This window comes from Sphingomonas sp. Leaf34, from assembly GCF_001421805.1.
GTDB lineage: Bacteria > Pseudomonadota > Alphaproteobacteria > Sphingomonadales > Sphingomonadaceae > Sphingomonas.
Window position 1 is genome coordinate 212150 of sequence record NZ_LMLC01000003.1, and the last position, 16162, is coordinate 228311.

The following is a 16162-nucleotide window of genomic DNA, read 5'->3' on the forward strand; positions in this document are numbered from 1 at the left end:
GGTGAACTGCCCCCGGATATCGAGGACGTATTACGGCAGTTGCTGACTATAACGCAGCCCAAGCGGAAACGCTGACATGACGAAGCCCCGGTCCAACATCCTGGACCGGGGCTTCGTGTTCAAATTAGTTTGTAAGGTCGCGAGGTGAAAACCGGTTAAGCCTCAAACTCAGCATCCAGATCCATCATGGCGTTCAGCTCGCAAATATCCCGCGCTAACTGAACGGCATCATCGTCGTTCATCGGAAATAGCGTGTTCTGATAACTGCCGTCGTAGGGGCCGGTCTCTGTGGCGCTGGCGCGCTGGAAAATGCTCTGCCATTGCTCAAGCCGCTCCCCCTCAAAGTCGCGGTCACTGACGGCACTCATAGCAATCATCGCATCTACAAGCCGCCGCTGGATCGTTTCTGTGCCCGTCGCGAGCGAATAGACGGCGTTGTTCAACTTCTCGCGTGCGTAACTCGCGCCCATGACAGTCTCCCTTTTGTTGAGGGGTGAAGATAGGCGTGATCAGTTGGATGGCAACGCCCTGGGCTTCACCGTGATCGTTTATGGAAAGATCGTCGCCTTCCCGCACCGATAAAGGATTTTGTCGAGCCACGCCGCTTGCGGGTTGCTGATATTGAAACTGGGACTGGCGCTCTGCTGCGCCATTCGTTCAACGAATTCGTGTTCGCCGTCCTTGATGCGCGGATCACCGACCAGGGATCGGATGCGTTCGCTAAGGTCTTCGTACTCCCACACGTCCACCAGCCAGTACGTTTTGCCGTTTCGGTTCATGCTTTTCATTTGTTGCTCCTTGTCGGGTTGTTCCGATCTTTCTACGCCGCCGCCGCGCCTACTCCCTGCCAACTTCTCTTTCCTCGTCCTGGGTGAGCGAGCGAGCCCAGGCGAGGCGAATGCCTCTAGCTCTGGCGGTCAAGTCCTGGGTTGGCGAAGCCCAGGCTTACGAGCGGAGCCAGGCCATTTGCGAACGTAAGGGAGCGGCCTGAGCGCCGCGCTATCGTTTCTTATCGTAAAGTAAAGTAACGTAGCGTAGAGGGTTCAAAAACCGCAGATTCTCTAGTGGTCTAGGGTCTATTTTTTACTAAACGCTCACTGAACGCCTACTAAACGCTTACTGAATCTTACTGAACGCTTACTGATTGACTACTAAACGCTCACTAAGTTTAGCCATTCAGTAAATCCGCTCACTGATTGATTACCAGTCGTACGCCTTGATATCGTCGTACATCCTGGCAATCAACCCGTCTCCCGGAAGGGAGACCGTGCTGTCACGCAAATGCGAGAACCTTCTCGCTTCGTTCGACGGACGCGTGCCGGACTCAGAGAAGGGCAAGTTTAGGCCGTACATTGATGGCGACCCCGACAACTGGGATGACCGCTGGCATAATACGCGCGACTGTTTCTTTCCGCTTTTGGAAGTTGGCTTCAAAGGGTCCGCACCAGTTCCAAACCCGCTGGGCGAGGCTCAACTTCGAGTCCTGGCAAGCCTTGTCGAGCCGGACGGCCAGGATCGGTCGGTAATTGTCCAACGCCTCGGGGGCATCCTTCAACAGTACACCGAAAAGGGCCGACTAGCCGAGGAGGCTCGCCAGAACCGCGAGCGTAAAGTGCACGTTAGCAGCGCGAAGAGCGAAGCTGCCCAAAAACGGAAAGCAGCTCGTGCGGCAAAAATTGCTGCGGGCGATCAGAAGGCAACGAAGGCCTTGCGGGGGCGAAAGCTAAAAACCGTTCCCGGAATAGTATCCTAGGCAGACCAAAAGCCTACCGCCATAAAAAAAGGAAAGTCCATGACATACAAGTTCTCCGATACCAAGATTGTAAGCATGTCCACGATAGGAGGTGGTACCTATACACTTGCGTACAGTCAGCAGTGCCAAGACGAGCGCAACGCCGGATACTCATTGCGGCATTACCCAGGCCGCTTGGAAGTGAGCCCTTATACCGACGATTGCGAGGAGGTAATCGACTTTGCCGATCGTGCTGAAGCTGCGCCGCTGCTGCGCAATTTCCCAGCGTTAGACCGGGACCAGCTAACCACATGGCTCAGTGAGAATGTGCGCTAGTCCCGACTAGCGGGTCGTACAGGGCCATAACGGGATCGGGGCTAGTTGCGTATCCCTCATGCGCGCTGGCCCCGTAGCGGGGTTCACAGGGGCAGGATTGCGACGCCTGAACTTGTGGGTCCCGCACTTGCAGAGCATTTCTATAATGACGCCGATTTAGGGCAGATCGTATAAATAGTCGGTGAGCAGCAGGGTCCAAAAGCTGTCGCTCATGACAGCGGATACCTGATGCTCTTCTAATCGCGAAGAACTTTGACCCGCTTGTGTCCTGGACCCGCACAAGCGGGTTCTTCTGTGATTAGGAGACTACTATGCTTCATATTATTGCTGACAATGCGTCAAACGCAACTACTGTTCGTCCGCGCGTTCAGAGCCCTCGCTGGCTATCCCTGGCAATCCAGTTGCTCGATGGCGCGGCGGACAGCCATCGCAGTCAGAAAAGCAACAGCGACACGATTCGCCATACCAAAGCCTACATCAAAATTCTGCTCGACGGTCTTCCGCTCAGCGATGCGCAGAGCAAGACATTTGTCGAGAACATCAAAAACCGCATTCCAGGCAAGAAGGAGTTTGGGTGGGACGGCCAGCAGATCAAGCTGACGACCAAGCAGGTCACTGATGCCAAGTCCAACCCGCGCTATCAGGCGATCGTTCAGGAGTTTCACGAGGTCAGCACCTGGAAGTCGCACCTTCATGCTGTCCTGGATTCCAAGCTGCGCGAGATGGAAGCCGGTTGTAACGACGTTGAGGAGTACCAAGCGTTGGCCAATACCATCCCGCCATAACTAAGCGTAGCTTGAGCCTCCCGCCAATAGTCAGCCGCGCTGGCCGACAGCAAACTCCCACCGTCTTGTTTGGCTGCCCTATTGGCCGCGACAAAATCGGCTTTCAGCAAGGCAACTTGTGCTGCGGCGTCATCACCCGCGATACGCCGTATGAGATCAGCGCTATGTTTGTGCGCCGGGTCTTTGACAAGCGCATCCAAGGCGCGTGCGATGACTGCGCGCTCCACGTCATTTAGTGTCATGGTATCCTCCGTAGAGTATGGAGCGAGTTTCCTCGCTCCACGTGGTCTCAGGCTGCGCTCTGCTTGGTGACCGCCCGCGTTTCGGCAAAAGCAGCTTTGGCCGTTTTGCTGACCCGCAACATCATCGCCTTCCGTGCGTCCGGAGTCATGCCGCCAAGCAATTGCTCCTTCTGCTCTGCTAGTCGGCGTTCAATCTCGCGCTCGTTGCGCTCGGCCTGCTCACGCAGCGTTTTCCTCTGCATAAGATCGCTAAACTGCTCCTTGGCCAGCTTGGCGAGCGCAGAATTGGCGTTCTTGTCCGCCACGCCCAACACTTCGAAATCGATAGTGTCCGCGATATGACGTACCAGGATGGTCGCATATTCTCCCATATCGTCAGGAAGATCGATGTTGATCGACACGGTTTCCCGCATAGTTTCCTCGAGGAAAACCGCGCACTTTTGCTCGGAGATCGCTGATGCAGCTTCCCTGCGGTCCTTGCTCAGAGATCGCTGCCGCTCCTTGGCCATAACGAGCGACCCCTTGGACGCCATGATGATTTTCGCGACCGCTTTGGCATCCTGAGTCTCAACTCCGCGCTCGGCCAGCGCCTCCATTGTATGGTGGTAGATCTCCATGCTGCGATCGGGCACCCACAGCGCACGCTTGGTACCGGTGCCATCCTTGAAGGTGGCACCGTTCAAATCATGCTCACCCCACTGAACCTTGATCCAAGGTGTGTATACGGACGTTTCGTTCGAAGCTGCCGGGACGCCATGCTCGTCCAGAATAGCTGCCTGAGTGTCGGCAGTCGCATTCGCGAGGATTTTGCGGATCGCAATATACGCTGTCGCAACCATCAACGCGAGCGCATGACTACCTCGGGACTTTTGAAAGGTTGTCTGCTGCGCCGAAACCAGCGCACGCACAGATGCGTCGGTGTTCAGAGCCGGATCGACAAACGTGCCTGGTTGGGCAAGGCCAACAGCCGTGGGCTGGTGAGCGGTTGGCGTGGCAGTGAGGGTAAGGTCGGACACGAAAATGATCTCCTAAGAAACCACCTCCCGCAAGCAGACATGCCTACGGCACGCCGCGCTATATAAGCACGGACGTACGGAACTCGGTGGACGTTCTCGGAGACATTCTCAGGGACTCGAACCCTCTCTCGATCCGCAGATCGGATGCCCCACTGGCAAAGCGTCGTTTGTCGTTAGTGACGACGAGGACCCTTCTAGCCGATGTTCGGGGCTTGGCAAGCAATATTTTAGCGTTAACCAAACAAAATCGGGACACCACGCAGTTCTGCCATTTTCGTTCGTAGAAAAGCGCCGCTCCACAACTGTAGAACGACGCCCCGGAAAGGATAACGCGACTTGAGCAGCCCTTGTTAAGCGTTGCGTCATCACACCTATTTACGCGGACCTTGTTTGACGATGAAGCCATGCTTCTCGCACCATGAACGATAGGTCGTCTTACTGGCTTTGCTGATCGTCTTGTCCGGGTTGGTGAACCACATTTCGATTGTGTACTCCGGATAGGCACGCTTGACGGCCAGCATCTTGCGGCGATCCCCGGCATCAAACAAACCCTTGGCCTCAACGATGCGCTTGCTTTGCTGATCGATAAAATCCGGCAGGTAGGTACATTCGAGGACATACGACAGCTTGACCGCCTCGTAGGCGAAGCCGGGTCCCAGGTCGCGACCGCAACGCGCTTCGAATGGATTGCGGTAGCCGCTCACTTGAGAAACAGCGCAGCTTCAGCAGCACGGCGCTTTGTCAGCCCCGGCAATGCCCTCAGAACCCCGTTAACGCGTGCCTTGTCCCAAGACGCAAACTGCGCAGCGGCACCCTTGTAGTTGCCCGCGTTGAGCTTCCTGAGTAGCGTAGAACCCGCGAGAGCGCCCGACCCCAAGTTGTATGCGAAGCTGACAAGCGCGCCCAGTTGGTTGGCCGACACAGGCACGCGCAACAGCTTGCGAACTGCCGCTTCGAACTCATCATACTCCTGCCCAACCCAAGTGTCGGCTTGAACTTGCGTGATCTGCTGGCCGAGTTTGACGCCGCGCGTCCTGCCGTATCCGATAGTTGGGACGCCCGCGGGGCAAAGATAGGCAGTAAGTTTACAGCCTTCGAATGTCTTTACGAGGCCAAGACCGGCACGGAATGAAGTTTCCATCCCGTATCTATCATTTCGCGCACTTGGCTACTTGTGTGCGTACTTAACTCGGTAAGTCAGAGAATAAATAGATTGGAGAACAGAAAACTACTCCGTGGAGGAGCCAATGACAAAACTACGCAAGAAGGATTTCAAAGTCGAATACGACGCACTGGTCAACGCAAGGCACCGTTGCTCCAACTCCAAGAACGCTCAGTACAAGGACTACGGGGGTCGCGGACTTCAAGTACATGAGTCCTTCCTTGGCCCAGATGGCTTCTGGAACTTCCTAGCCTCAGTTGGACGCAAGCCAAGCGCCGACCTTACGCTCGATCGAGTGGACAACACCAAAGGCTATGAACCGGGCAACCTCGCTTGGACCTCACGCAAAGTCCAGCAGCGCAATCGCCGTCCTACCAAACCCCGCATCATCGACCTGGGATGGGGCTCAAAAACTCACACCGTCTTTTGCTACGATGGCAAGAAGACTCGTACTTTTGACAGTCCGCTAGTCACACTCAATGACCAGACCCTCAGCCTATACGAGTGGTCAAAGCTGCTGAACATCAACGCCAGGACGCTGCGCCAGCGACTACAGCGCGGCCTAACTCCAGCGCAGGCACTCGTACCAACGCTGTTCGATACCTGGGGCAAGCCACGCGATGGCGGTCCAACGATCCACTAAAACCAAGAGGAGCAAACTCCCAATGACATTCGAAGAAGAAACCCGTCAGATGTTCAGCAGCCTCATCGAGCGCATGAACCGCATTGAAGCCAATGTTGCGCACATCAAGCCACTAAAGCCTACGATCCCCGAATCCATCAAACGGGTGATCGACGATACAACTAAAGCGCTTGATGCCGTGATGGCCGCTTACAATCAGCAGAGCCAAGCGTACAAAGTAATCGTTGAGGACCTACGCCGTGGCCGCTGAACTAACGCTGGAAGAGCAAATCGACGCATACCGCCAGGACATAGTGGCGCTGTTACGCAAAGACCCGCACTGTCCAATCGCCCAGCTACTTGGGCAAGCGCTCATCGACTTGTACTTGGAACTCTAACGCATGGCCGGGGCAACCCGGCCATTGCCATGACTGCCCTGTCAATAAATAGACGTATGATTGACGCCTTGGGAAACATCACACTCAATCGCGCTGCTGACGAATATATCCCCTTGAGTTGGGTAGATGACCAGGGCGTAGAGATCGACATCAGCCAAGCGGACCTCCGCTTTATCGTAGACAAGGGCTTTACCCTCGTCCCCGACCGCGATCCCAACAAGGCCAAAGGCCGGTTGCTCCACTTCACGGAACTTCACGCGCAGAGCCTAACCAAGCCGCGCCAATACGTCCTCCTGCTAACTCAGGGATCGGACAACACAGTTCTCCTAAGCGGCACGATCGATGCCACGGGGTTCAAGCCGTGATCCAGATTCGAACTGTCCGTCAAACAATTCAACTTCAAGGCAAGTTGGCTCCCAAACTCACAATCGGTTCGCAACCCTCGCAATCGATCAAGCTGGTGAGCAGCGGCCCGCCCGGGCCGCAAGGCGTTCGCGGCGAAACCGGCCTTTCCGGCACGGCTCTCATTCCAACAATCCTCGATGGAGGTAATTTCTAATGGCAACTACACTACGCATCAATCGTCGCGTCACTGGCGCTGCCGGCGCTCCATCGAGCCTCAAGTCCGCCGAACTGGCCTATAACATGGTCGATGGCATCCTGTATGCTGGCTTTGGCGATGACGGAACAGGCACCGCAACCAGCATCCGGGGCTTCGCGAAGGATGATTACGACGCCAAGCACCGCCTGCCCCTCAACGGAGCGTCCGGTCAGGTCCTCAGCGTAGACGCCAACGGCAACCCCGTTTGGGGACCAGCGCCACAGACGGGAACCAATTACACGGCTGGATCGGGCATCACGATCAATAGTGGCACGATCGCCGCCGACACCGCCGTCGTGGCGACCGTTACAAGTGTGGGGCTCAAGGCCGATAAGGCATCGCCCACGTTTACAGGTACGCCAGCCGCTCCAACAGCATCAGCAGGTACGAACACCACGCAACTTGCGACGACCGCGTTTGTCAGCACGGCAGTCAGCCCTAAGGCCAACAGCGCCAGCCCTGCGTTCACCGGCACGCCAACGGCTCCAACGGCAACGTCGGCAACCAACAACACTCAGTTGGCGACTACGGCGTTCGTCGGCACGGCTATTAGCAACCTCATCGGTGGCGCGGGCGCGGCATACGATACGCTCAGCGAGCTACAGACGCTTATCCAGAACGACATGAGCGGCCTATCGGCGCTGACTACGACCGTTGACGGCAAGCTGACCAAGGCCAGCAACCTATCGGACCTCACCGACTTTGCTGCCGCGCGCACCAATCTCAGCCTGGGCACGATGGCTGTTCAGAACGCATCGGCTGTGGCGATCACGGGCGGATCGATCAACGGCGTGACGTTGGACGGAGGCACATTCTAAATGGGTCGCAACTCCACTATCCGTTTCATCAGGACAACACGGGCAAACCTGAACGCGCAAGCTACTGCTCTCGCGCTGCTCGCGGGTGAGCCCTACTTTATCACGGACGAGAACCGTTACGCGGTTGGTACGGGCACCAGCAGCTATCAGACATTCGCCAAACAAGGCGAAGCCGAGCAAGCCGTCCGCAATGCTCCCCTCAAGTCCGAACCCAGCAGCGCCGATCAAATCGTGTTGTTGGACTCGAACTCTGCGACGACAAAGAGCGTGCGCTTCGACAGTCTGAAGACCGCTGCCGCTCAGCCACTGCGCAAGCCGTCGGTGCTATTCTACTATGGCTACCCCATTGGCTTTAAGGGCATCTGGGAGACCAACGCGGTCATCGACGCGATGTCCAAGTATCAGGTTTATGTCTGCGGTGCGGGGTATGAGAATCCAGATCAGGAGGTTTACGCCTCCACTGTTCAGATCATTAACGGGCTCAGGACGCGCGGTACGAAGGTTTATGGCTACGTCCGCATGGGACCCAGCAACACCGATGCGCAGCGGAAAACCGCAATCGACCGCTGGGCGACGATCGGCGTCGATGGCATTTTTCTAGATGAGTACGGGTTTGATTTTGCTGTTACGCGCAGTCAGCAGATTGATATTGTGGGCTACGTCCACGGCAAACAGCTACCTGCGACGGCCAACAGTTGGATTTTTGAAGAGGCTGTCGTTGATACCAAAGCGCAGTTGCCTTGGTCGTCCGACGATGCGCGGTATCAGCGTTTCGTTCAGTACAACCCGAACGACTTGCCCAGTCCGCTTCGCGCTGGCGACAACTACCTAGTTGAGAATTTCGCATACGACCGCAACGGCGTCACGAACAAGTTCAGCGCGCAGGAGCGTTTTGAACTGATCCGCCAGCGGAACAAGAACCGTGCTGCGCCTCTAGCTTTGTGGGCGCTTACCGTCCTGCCCGAGAGCAGCCCCGGCGTACTCGATACCTCCAAGATGGGATCACTGACGCTCGATCAGGCCACTCACTATATTGCCGCGAACGCGTGGATGTACGACATCGACCTCCTGGGTGTTGCGGGCGGTTCGATTGGCAGCAGTTCCATGGTTATTGAAGCCAATATCCCCGGCTTGCCAGTTGCGGTGAACATCTCCAGCCTCGCCACATATCAGCCGGTCAACAACCTCGTCACGGAGGTATTCACCCGACGTTTGAGCCCGTCCTATCAGCTTACCGTAACGAACTCATCGACGGCGCAAACTGCCTCGGTCACGAACGATTATGGCGCAGTCATTAGCAACACGCCGGGAACTTCCACCAGCGGCGGAACTGGTGCGAAGGGAGATAAGGGCGACACCGGAGCAATGGGACCGCAAGGTATCCAAGGCATTCAGGGCATCAAAGGCGATACCGGCGCGACCGGTGCGACAGGCACGAATGGTACCAACGGAGCCAAGGGAGATACTGGCGCGCAAGGTATCCAAGGCGTCAAAGGCGACAAGGGCGACACCGGAGCGACGGGCGCAACAGGTGCCAGTGGCGTGGCAACCGCCGCCGGTGACAACAATCAGATCCAGCTAAACGCCAATGGCAAACTGGGTGCGAGCTATTTGGCTTTTGATCCGGCAACCGGCATCATGGACATTGGCGGTGGTGCGAAATTGCGTGGAGCGAACCCGGCGCAGCACGGCATTCTCCAAGTCAGCGACCCTTACGCTCTGGCACCGTGGCGCGCACTCGGACCTCACGCCGGTTATACCAGCACCCGCGAATGGCAGCCTGTGACTGGAACGACGGTTTACAACAAAGCCATGTCCACTGCCGCAACGGGAACGGCCACCACCCAAAACATCAGCAATAGCCGATGGCTCGCAGAACCCGCGCTCAACTATGTGGCGGCGGCAACGGCTGGAACGCAGGCCACGTTCAACGTGACCAATGCGGTTGTGACAAGCAGCACCGCGAACACAGGCGGCTGGCTTGTTACGATCCGCATGAGCGTGAAAAACTGGGCGGCTGGCAAGCGTTGGTTCGTAGGTATGGCAATGAGCACCGCCACACCGGGCAACGTCGAGCCCAGCAGCATGACGAACATCTTCGGCATCGGCTGCGATAGTACGGACAATAACGCCTACCAGATGTCGCGTGGCACCGGCTCGGTTACAAAAACGTCCATCACCGTGCCGGGCGATCTCGGTGGCGAGAATGTGACGTTCTCGTTCAAGTGTAATCCCGGCTCCACGCAGATGTTCAGCGGCCTGAACCAAGGCGGTTTCGCTTACGCACACAGCACCATCGGTACAGCGGGCCTTTGGTATCCAGTCGCTTGGGTCAGCAACGCGGCCTCGGCCACCACGATCACGCTGAGTATGAACCGCGTTTACGTGGAATACCTGACGGATTTCTAACCGAGACCGATTTCGCATAACCCTTGCCGAATCATGTTCCCTTTTTGTACCACGAGACATGGACGGTTTCACTACCCTGGCTCATTACGTGAAGGCCCGCGCCGATATGCGGGTAAAGTGCAGGTGTGGCCGGGAGGTCAATCTGCCATCAGCCACGCTTGGGGCGATGTTCGGCGCTTGGCTGACCATCGAGCAAGCCACAGCACGGCTGAAATGTAAGCGATGCTTTCAACGCGGAGCAGCCACCGTAAGCCCGTCACATGGCCGCTGACCGACTGCTCATCGACCTGTTGGAAGGCAACACACACGCCAACATCCGATGCCGCTGTCACCGAGTCGTTACGTGGCGCAGCAGGGAGTTGATTGAGAAATTCGGTCAGGATGCCACCGTACACAAAGCGCAAACGCGCATGATCTGCCAGCAGTGCCGTTGCCGGGGCTGGGCACGGATCGAGCCAGCGCAACGCTAGTCATCCTCGCCAGCCAACCTTGATTCTATCTGAGGTTAAACACTTTCACGATTTTTCACGGAAACTCATGTTACCCAAAGTGTTCCTAAAACAGGAGTATTTTGGGAGCGGCGCGTGACCAGTCTGATTCACGAAGAACCATCTGATGTGAAAGCCGAAGCAGGCAGCGTTCACATTTCTGGTCCGGGCGGAGTTGTGGTCAGCCTAAGCGTCGAAGCTGCCGAGGAAACGTCCGAGCGCATTCTTCAATGCGCGCTTGAGGCTCGCGGCCAACAAATCTTAGGCGAGGGCTGTTGCCACGCGGCTAAAAAAAAGCCCCAATAGCCTCGGAAAACCGCGGAAAACTCTGGTGTTGACTCCTATAACGCGCGGGTCAGAAGCGTGTCGCCGTTAACCAAACTCTGCTACGGTAAATTTCGTGCAATCTCCGAGCATCTTTCGAACATCGCGCCGATAAAGTCGGCTATTCCGAAATAGTATCGTTGAGTAGGCAATTCTAACGAACTAATTTCTTCTCCAGCATGCGGTGCAAAAAAGGCGGACTGAGCTAAGCTCTGACCAACTAATCCCGAATGCTTGATGGCATTATTGACGCGGCGGCACTCGTCCGCGTCGGGAAATGAGTCAAGCGCGGGAAGATCGACGCCGCACGCCTGAAACCCGGCTTGGATGTCTGGCCATCTATGACTGCCCGCCGCAGGAAGCGCTAATAAGGCTCTTAGCTCAGTCAGCCCCCTATTCAGATTTTTCTCCGCGAACGCCCATGCAGCCACAGTCGTAACTTCGTCTGCGTATCGCGATATGGCTTCGACTTCCATCTCACCGGAAATTACGCCATCGCTGGCCCGAGACCACATGATCTGGAACAACTCCACCTCATCCTCGTCTTGAGGCTCAACCCAACTTCGGATCTCCTTCGAACGCTCCTTTAAAGCTTCACGTCGCCGCAGCACGTCCGAATATGCAGCTTGGTTGAAAAGAGCGAGGTTCTCCAACTCCCAATGCGCTGTGTGCCACACGTTCTGAAACGGCGGAATCATGTCCATAATCCGAATGTCTAGCGGCGCCATGCCGCCATGAACTACTGGCCACTGCATCGGTGACAAAATCGGGTGCCGCATTATCCCTCCACTTTTGTAGCGGGGTCTACGAGATAGCTGCGAAAAGCAACGATCTATCTCAACTTGACTCCTATAACGCACGGGTCGGCAGCGTGTCGCCGTTAACCATCAATGGGTCAGCAGTGCCTTTAACTCCGCCACCGTAAGCCATGGTTTCGCCTTGTGGATAACCCGATGGCAATTGGAGCAAACCAGGGCCAAGTCGTCGGGCGCGGTCTCGTCACCTTCGACCATCGCGTGGACCGGATTGGTATGATGCGCCTCGATAAAGCCGTATCCACGCGGGCCATACGTGGCAACGAAGTCAAATCCGCACGCCTCACATTCTAATTTGCCGTGAGCTTTGAGAGCAGCGGACTTCCTGATTGCGACGACCTTTCGATCGCGCTCCAGCGTCCGGTGAAGGCGATAACTTACTTTTCCTTCTTTGGCCTTGTAGCTTTGGACCTCATCCAAGGTGTCCTCGTCCATTCTGGCGAACGTGCTTTCGCGGATCGCTTCAGCAGCTACAGCGAGGTCTTGAGGCTTTCCGAAGAATTCGGCCCAAATGGCTTTATCCAGCTTGCTCGCTCCGCCGAGCCCCTTACCCCCTTTGCTCGTGAACGCAGGGTCAACGCTGCGGAAGTTCATCATCTTCATGATGACGCCGCTCGGATTGCGGTAGGTGGTCAAGCCGACCTCTGTCGCCATTTGACGTAGAAGGGCCGACACCTCAGTCACATCTGGATGACTGACGCCTGGATCCCGCCCCTTGTGCTTCACGTATAAGTCGAGAGCGAGGATCACCTGGTCGCGGGTCCAAAGCGGGTTCTTCAGCTTTTCGGTGATGGCCAGCTTCGAACCCTCGGGGGCATCAAATGTGAAGCCCTCTCTGAGCAAAGGCCGGATCGACGGCTGACCGCCGTAAAACTCGTCGGACTCGAGGGCGCCAGTCTGTCCAGGCAGGTAGCCAAACGCAGCGCCAACTATCGCTTTGCTGTCGTAGCTGCGACCTTCGTGCCAGACCAGATGGGTGCGAGCTTCCCTAAATCCATATTTCTCAAGGAAAGCGGCTCGCCCGATGCCGTCGTGCTCAGCCATGGCAGAGAGAACGCTGTCGCGCGTTATCGAAGTCGGTTTCCGTTCGATTGGCATTGCTGGCCCTACCTATCCTACTTTTATAGGTTCTAACCTTTACGCCTCGCGAGTGTCCAACCGTAGCTATCACGGACGCAGCCGCGCAAAACTGCGGGAAATCAGGGCTTGACTCCTACAACGCACGGGTCAGGGCGTTGTAGCCGTAGCCTACTGCCGCGCGATTTTCTCGAACGTCCGCTGACGCCCACTTGCGGACATTCCACGGGCCGGGGTGACTGCGGGTTACGCGCCAGTTAGGTGAGACTGCTAATAGCGATCGAAAGTCGATCAGCCTTCAGGAGAGTGTCTGTGCTTTTTCACACCATGGTCGGATCGAATGACATCGAACGGTCAAAGCGCTTCTACGACACGGTGCTCGCCACCCTGGGTGCAGGCGAAGGAACGCGGAACATCGCCGACAGCGGCCATGCCCGTCTGATCTACAACAATGGTAACGGAACCAACTTCATCGTCAGCCAGCCGATCAACGACGAACCGGCAAGCGTCGCTAACGGCAGCACCGTTGCCTTTTCCTGCGACTCGCCCGAACAGGTGAAGCAGCTTCACGATACCGCCGTTGCCGCTGGCGGGACCTCGATAGAAGCTCCGCCGGGACCGCGCGAAACTGCCTCCATGGGCACCATCGAGCTGGCCTATTTTCGTGACCCCGACGGCAACAAATTGTGCGGAATTCATTTTCCTGCCTGATTCGTTCGATACGGGTCCGCTTCTGTCGATAGCGGACCCCGATCATGCGATCCCGCGAAGATCCGCTTTCCTCCAATCCCGGACATTCAGTGGCCGCGCAAATCTGCCAAAAATAAGGGTTTGACTCCTATAACGCACGGGTCAGCAATGTATAACCGATCGCCGCCGCCGCACCCGCCAGCGCGGCGATCAACGGCAGGCGGGCGTGCAGCCCCAGCCACGGACTGAGCGCCAGCAGACGCAGCACGATCACCATCGTCGCCGCCACCGCGGCCGTGATATGCAACCCACTCACCGACAAAAGATGCGCGAGCCCGGCCCGGCGCATCGCCTCTGAATCCTCCTCGCTGATCGCGCCGACGTCGCCGGTGGCGAGCGCTGCAGCGATACCGCCTGCGCTACCGTCCAGTCGCGACACGATATGATGCGACAGCGCGACGCGGACGCCCGCGCCCGAGTCGCTCGGCGTCGTAACGATGACCGGTGCAAAGCCGCGCCCCGTCGCACCGATCCCGCCGAACCACGCGACGCGCGCAAAGTCGTAGGCGCCCGGCACGGCGGGGAGTGGCGGTGGCATCAGGCGAGCCCGAAGATGCACGACCGCCCCGATGCCCAGCAGGTGCGGTGCATCCGCTTCCGCCAAGTTGACGCGAACGCGATAGGGCAAGGCAACGGGCTGCCCATCGGTTTCCACGCCCTTGCCAATGGGCAGCACCGTCAACCGGACGAGCTTGCGCGCGACCAGCGGCTCGATTCCCTCGACCTTTGCCGAGAAGCTTGCGATCGTCGGGCCGGCCAGCACCGGTCGCGCCACCACTTCAGACCGTGCCCAGACCAGCCCCAAGCCGAGCGCGCTTGTGAGCAAACCGACGGCCAGAGCGCGCGCCGCTCGTCCGCCACGCCCCAGGGCCAGACACGCAAGCCCGCTCGCCACCAACAGCAATATCGTCACGCACCACGCCGCCGGGTCCGGCAGCGCGAACCACAACGCGATTCCGCCACCCAGCATGACCGGCAACCATAACACCAACTGGTCGCGCTCCGCCTCTAGCCGGCGCTCGACGGCGAGCCCGACGACAGCCCCCCATCGCGGCACGCCCATTTGTCGCCGCCAAGGACGCATGCTAGGGGCGGCGACGGCTGTCATGGCCATCGTTTCTCCATTGTTTCATCAGTCTGGGAGCACCCGCGGTTGGGCGCAATATCTGATACGGGCACCGCCAATTCGGCCGCACCCGTGGTTACCCGTTTCGCTCCGTCACCGACGGGGTTCCTGCATCTTGGCGGCGCGCGCACCGCGCTGTTCAACTGGCTGTTCGCAAAGGCGAATGGCGGCAAATTTCTGTTGCGGATCGAGGATACCGACCGGGTCCGCTCGACCCAGCCGGCGATCGACGCGATTCTCGACGGGATGCGCTGGCTCGGGCTCGACTGGGACGGCGACGTCGTCATGCAGTTCGCCGGCGCCGAGCGCCACGCGCAGGTAGCCCATGAGATGGTCGCCAACGGCCATGCCTATCGCTGCTACATGACCGCCGAGGAAATCGCTGCGATGCGCGCCGAGGCGCAGGCGGCGAAGAAGCCCTTGCGCATCCGCAGCCCGTGGCGCGACCGCCCGGCGAGCGAAGCGCCCGACCTGCCCCACGTCGTCCGCCTGCGCGCGCCGCAGGAGGGCGCCGTCACGATCGAGGACCGCGTTCAGGGTGCAGTTACGGTCAAGAACGAAGAGATCGACGATCTCGTCCTGCTCCGCTCGGACGGCACGCCGACCTATATGCTCGCGGTCGTCGTCGACGATCACGACATGGGCGTGACGCACGTAATCCGCGGCGACGATCATTTGAATAACGCGTTTCGCCAACTGCCGATCTATCGTGCGTTGGGCTGGCCCGAGCCAATCTACGCGCATATCCCGCTGATCCACGGCCCCGACGGCGCCAAGCTGTCGAAGCGTCACGGCGCGGTCGGCATCGAAGCGTATCGCGACGAGATGGGCATCCTGCCCGAGGCGTTCGATAACTACCTGCTCCGGCTCGGCTGGGGTCATGGCGACGACGAGATCATTAGTCGCGCGCAGGCGGTCGAATGGTTCGACCTGTCGGGCGTTGGCAAGTCGCCGTCGCGCTTCGACCTGAAGAAGCTTGAGAACCTCAACGGCCACTACATCCGCGAGGCCGACGACGCGCGGCTGGCGCAACTGGCGGCCGATCGTCTCGGCCACGGGCTGCCCGACGGCGGACTCGATCTTCTGACTCGCGCAATGCCCGTCCTGAAGCCGCGTGCAGCAAACTTGAACGAACTGGCCGAGGGTTCGAATTTTCTGTTCAGCCAGCGCCCGCTGGCGATGGACGACGCCGCGGCGAGCCTTTTGCACGGTGAAGCGAGCGCAATTTTGGTCAATGCCCATGCCGAACTTGACGCGCTCGCCGAGTGGGATACGGAGGCGCTCGAAGGCGCGGTACGGCGCGTGGCAGAAGCGCGGGGCGTCAAGCTCGGCCAGGTCGCACAGCCGCTTCGCGCCGCGCTGACGGGACGCAAGACGTCGCCGGGGATCTTCGATGTGCTCGATCTGCTCGGGCGCGACGAGAGCCTCGGTCGGATCGCCGACCGGATGGTGAGCTGATAA

At 58.2% G+C, this 16162-nt stretch carries 20 protein-coding genes; 10 read left to right on the plus strand and 10 right to left on the minus strand.

Going from position 1 to position 16162, the window contains the following annotated elements; translation table 11 throughout:
- Positions 1 to 155 precede the first annotated feature (155 nt).
- Together ASF00_RS09375 and ASF00_RS09380 are read right to left on the minus strand one after the other, a co-directional pair.
- The gene (locus ASF00_RS09375; protein WP_055877808.1) at positions 156 to 470 is read right to left on the minus strand and encodes a hypothetical protein; all 315 of its coding nucleotides are present in this window, start codon (positions 468 to 470) and stop codon (positions 156 to 158) included.
- A gap of 78 nt (positions 471 to 548) precedes the next feature.
- A complete protein-coding gene (locus ASF00_RS09380) occupies positions 549 to 788 on the minus strand; it encodes a hypothetical protein (RefSeq protein WP_055877810.1) in 240 nt (79 codons plus the stop codon).
- A gap of 479 nt (positions 789 to 1267) precedes the next feature.
- Here ASF00_RS09380 and ASF00_RS18465 point away from each other — a divergent pair, with 479 nt between their 5' ends.
- The 3 genes from ASF00_RS18465 to ASF00_RS09385 all read left to right on the plus strand — a co-directional run bounded on the left by ASF00_RS18465 (position 1268) and on the right by ASF00_RS09385 (position 2853).
- Positions 1268 to 1753, plus strand: coding sequence for a hypothetical protein (locus ASF00_RS18465; RefSeq protein WP_156348283.1), 486 nt, complete (start codon positions 1268 to 1270; stop codon positions 1751 to 1753).
- A gap of 39 nt (positions 1754 to 1792) precedes the next feature.
- Entirely contained in the window at positions 1793 to 2068 is a 276-nt protein-coding gene (locus ASF00_RS18470; RefSeq protein ID WP_156348284.1) for a hypothetical protein, read from the plus strand.
- A gap of 311 nt (positions 2069 to 2379) precedes the next feature.
- Positions 2380 to 2853: a hypothetical protein gene (locus ASF00_RS09385; protein WP_156348285.1), complete on the plus strand. Its 474-nt coding sequence runs from the start codon at positions 2380 to 2382 to the stop codon at positions 2851 to 2853.
- Positions 2854 to 3142: 289 nt separating this feature from the next.
- Here the strand turns inward: ASF00_RS09385 and ASF00_RS09395 are convergent, their stop codons facing one another.
- From ASF00_RS09395 to ASF00_RS09405, 3 genes are all read right to left on the minus strand, one after another.
- Positions 3143 to 4111 (minus strand): hypothetical protein, encoded by a 969-nt coding sequence (locus ASF00_RS09395; RefSeq protein ID WP_156348286.1) that lies wholly within the window; start codon positions 4109 to 4111, stop codon positions 3143 to 3145.
- 371 nt (positions 4112 to 4482) lie between these two features.
- Positions 4483 to 4815, minus strand: a complete 333-nt coding sequence (locus ASF00_RS09400; RefSeq protein WP_055877823.1) for an endodeoxyribonuclease — start codon at positions 4813 to 4815, stop codon at positions 4483 to 4485.
- Positions 4812 to 5252: a lysozyme gene (locus ASF00_RS09405; protein ID WP_055877827.1), complete on the minus strand. Its 441-nt coding sequence runs from the start codon at positions 5250 to 5252 to the stop codon at positions 4812 to 4814. Before ASF00_RS09405 ends, ASF00_RS09400 begins: the two co-directional genes overlap by 4 nt.
- A 106-nt stretch (positions 5253 to 5358) precedes the next feature.
- Between ASF00_RS09405 and ASF00_RS18475 the strand changes: the two genes are divergently transcribed.
- Both ASF00_RS18475 and ASF00_RS09410 read left to right on the plus strand, forming a co-directional pair.
- Positions 5359 to 5916: a hypothetical protein gene (locus ASF00_RS18475; protein ID WP_156348287.1), complete on the plus strand. Its 558-nt coding sequence runs from the start codon at positions 5359 to 5361 to the stop codon at positions 5914 to 5916.
- A 22-nt stretch (positions 5917 to 5938) separates the two neighbouring features.
- The gene (locus ASF00_RS09410; RefSeq protein ID WP_055877830.1) at positions 5939 to 6166 is read left to right on the plus strand and encodes a hypothetical protein; all 228 of its coding nucleotides are present in this window, start codon (positions 5939 to 5941) and stop codon (positions 6164 to 6166) included.
- A 168-nt stretch (positions 6167 to 6334) separates the two neighbouring features.
- On the opposite strand, the gene ASF00_RS18480 is transcribed toward ASF00_RS09410, so the two are convergent.
- Positions 6335 to 6550 carry a hypothetical protein gene (locus tag ASF00_RS18480; RefSeq protein ID WP_156348288.1) on the minus strand — a complete coding sequence of 72 codons (216 nt, stop codon included), beginning with the start codon at positions 6548 to 6550 and terminating at the stop codon, positions 6335 to 6337.
- A 301-nt stretch (positions 6551 to 6851) separates the two neighbouring features.
- On the opposite strand from ASF00_RS18480, the gene ASF00_RS09420 reads away from it, so the two are divergent.
- On the plus strand, positions 6852 to 7712 hold the full coding sequence (locus tag ASF00_RS09420; protein WP_082463351.1) for a hypothetical protein: 861 nt from the start codon (positions 6852 to 6854) through the stop codon (positions 7710 to 7712).
- Positions 7713 to 10121 (plus strand): collagen-like protein, encoded by a 2409-nt coding sequence (locus ASF00_RS18835; RefSeq protein WP_055877838.1) that lies wholly within the window; start codon positions 7713 to 7715, stop codon positions 10119 to 10121. It begins immediately after the preceding gene.
- Positions 10122 to 10258: 137 nt separating this feature from the next.
- On the opposite strand, the gene ASF00_RS18490 is transcribed toward ASF00_RS18835, so the two are convergent.
- On the minus strand, positions 10259 to 10585 hold the full coding sequence (locus ASF00_RS18490; RefSeq protein WP_156348289.1) for a hypothetical protein: 327 nt from the start codon (positions 10583 to 10585) through the stop codon (positions 10259 to 10261).
- A 120-nt stretch (positions 10586 to 10705) separates the two neighbouring features.
- Between ASF00_RS18490 and ASF00_RS18495 the strand changes: the two genes are divergently transcribed.
- Entirely contained in the window at positions 10706 to 10915 is a 210-nt protein-coding gene (locus ASF00_RS18495; protein WP_156348290.1) for a hypothetical protein, read from the plus strand.
- An 80-nt stretch (positions 10916 to 10995) separates the two neighbouring features.
- On the opposite strand, the gene ASF00_RS09430 is transcribed toward ASF00_RS18495, so the two are convergent.
- A complete protein-coding gene (locus tag ASF00_RS09430) occupies positions 10996 to 11712 on the minus strand; it encodes a hypothetical protein (protein ID WP_156348291.1) in 717 nt (238 codons plus the stop codon).
- Between the two features lie 108 nt (positions 11713 to 11820).
- Positions 11821 to 12792, minus strand: coding sequence for an HNH endonuclease (locus tag ASF00_RS09435; protein WP_055877844.1), 972 nt, complete (start codon positions 12790 to 12792; stop codon positions 11821 to 11823).
- A 345-nt stretch (positions 12793 to 13137) separates the two neighbouring features.
- Here ASF00_RS09435 and ASF00_RS09440 point away from each other — a divergent pair, with 345 nt between their 5' ends.
- Entirely contained in the window at positions 13138 to 13536 is a 399-nt protein-coding gene (locus ASF00_RS09440; protein WP_055877846.1) for a VOC family protein, read from the plus strand.
- A gap of 127 nt (positions 13537 to 13663) precedes the next feature.
- On the opposite strand, the gene ASF00_RS09445 is transcribed toward ASF00_RS09440, so the two are convergent.
- Positions 13664 to 14689 carry a ComEC/Rec2 family competence protein gene (locus ASF00_RS09445; protein ID WP_235525713.1) on the minus strand — a complete coding sequence of 342 codons (1026 nt, stop codon included), beginning with the start codon at positions 14687 to 14689 and terminating at the stop codon, positions 13664 to 13666.
- A 39-nt stretch (positions 14690 to 14728) separates the two neighbouring features.
- Between ASF00_RS09445 and gltX the strand changes: the two genes are divergently transcribed.
- Complete coding sequence (gene gltX, locus ASF00_RS09450) at positions 14729 to 16159, plus strand: glutamate--tRNA ligase (RefSeq protein ID WP_055877852.1); 1431 nt, start codon at positions 14729 to 14731, stop codon at positions 16157 to 16159.
- Positions 16160 to 16162 lie beyond the last annotated feature (3 nt).

Coding starts and splice junctions, on each gene's coding strand:
- ASF00_RS18475 (WP_156348287.1), top strand. CDS start 5,359: ATGACAAAACTACGCAAGAAGGATTTCAAAGTCGAATACGACGCACTG.
- ASF00_RS09420 (WP_082463351.1), top strand. CDS start 6,852: ATGGCAACTACACTACGCATCAATCGTCGCGTCACTGGCGCTGCCGGC.
- ASF00_RS09435 (WP_055877844.1), bottom strand. CDS start 12,792: ATGGCTGAGCACGACGGCATCGGGCGAGCCGCTTTCCTTGAGAAATAT.
- ASF00_RS18470 (WP_156348284.1), top strand. CDS start 1,793: ATGACATACAAGTTCTCCGATACCAAGATTGTAAGCATGTCCACGATA.
- ASF00_RS09410 (WP_055877830.1), top strand. CDS start 5,939: ATGACATTCGAAGAAGAAACCCGTCAGATGTTCAGCAGCCTCATCGAG.
- ASF00_RS09385 (WP_156348285.1), top strand. CDS start 2,380: ATGCTTCATATTATTGCTGACAATGCGTCAAACGCAACTACTGTTCGT.
- ASF00_RS09405 (WP_055877827.1), bottom strand. CDS start 5,252: ATGGAAACTTCATTCCGTGCCGGTCTTGGCCTCGTAAAGACATTCGAA.
- ASF00_RS09445 (WP_235525713.1), bottom strand. CDS start 14,689: ATGGCCATGACAGCCGTCGCCGCCCCTAGCATGCGTCCTTGGCGGCGA.
- ASF00_RS09380 (WP_055877810.1), bottom strand. CDS start 788: ATGAAAAGCATGAACCGAAACGGCAAAACGTACTGGCTGGTGGACGTG.
- ASF00_RS09375 (WP_055877808.1), bottom strand. CDS start 470: ATGGGCGCGAGTTACGCACGCGAGAAGTTGAACAACGCCGTCTATTCG.
- ASF00_RS18835 (WP_055877838.1), top strand. CDS start 7,713: ATGGGTCGCAACTCCACTATCCGTTTCATCAGGACAACACGGGCAAAC.
- ASF00_RS09430 (WP_156348291.1), bottom strand. CDS start 11,712: ATGCGGCACCCGATTTTGTCACCGATGCAGTGGCCAGTAGTTCATGGC.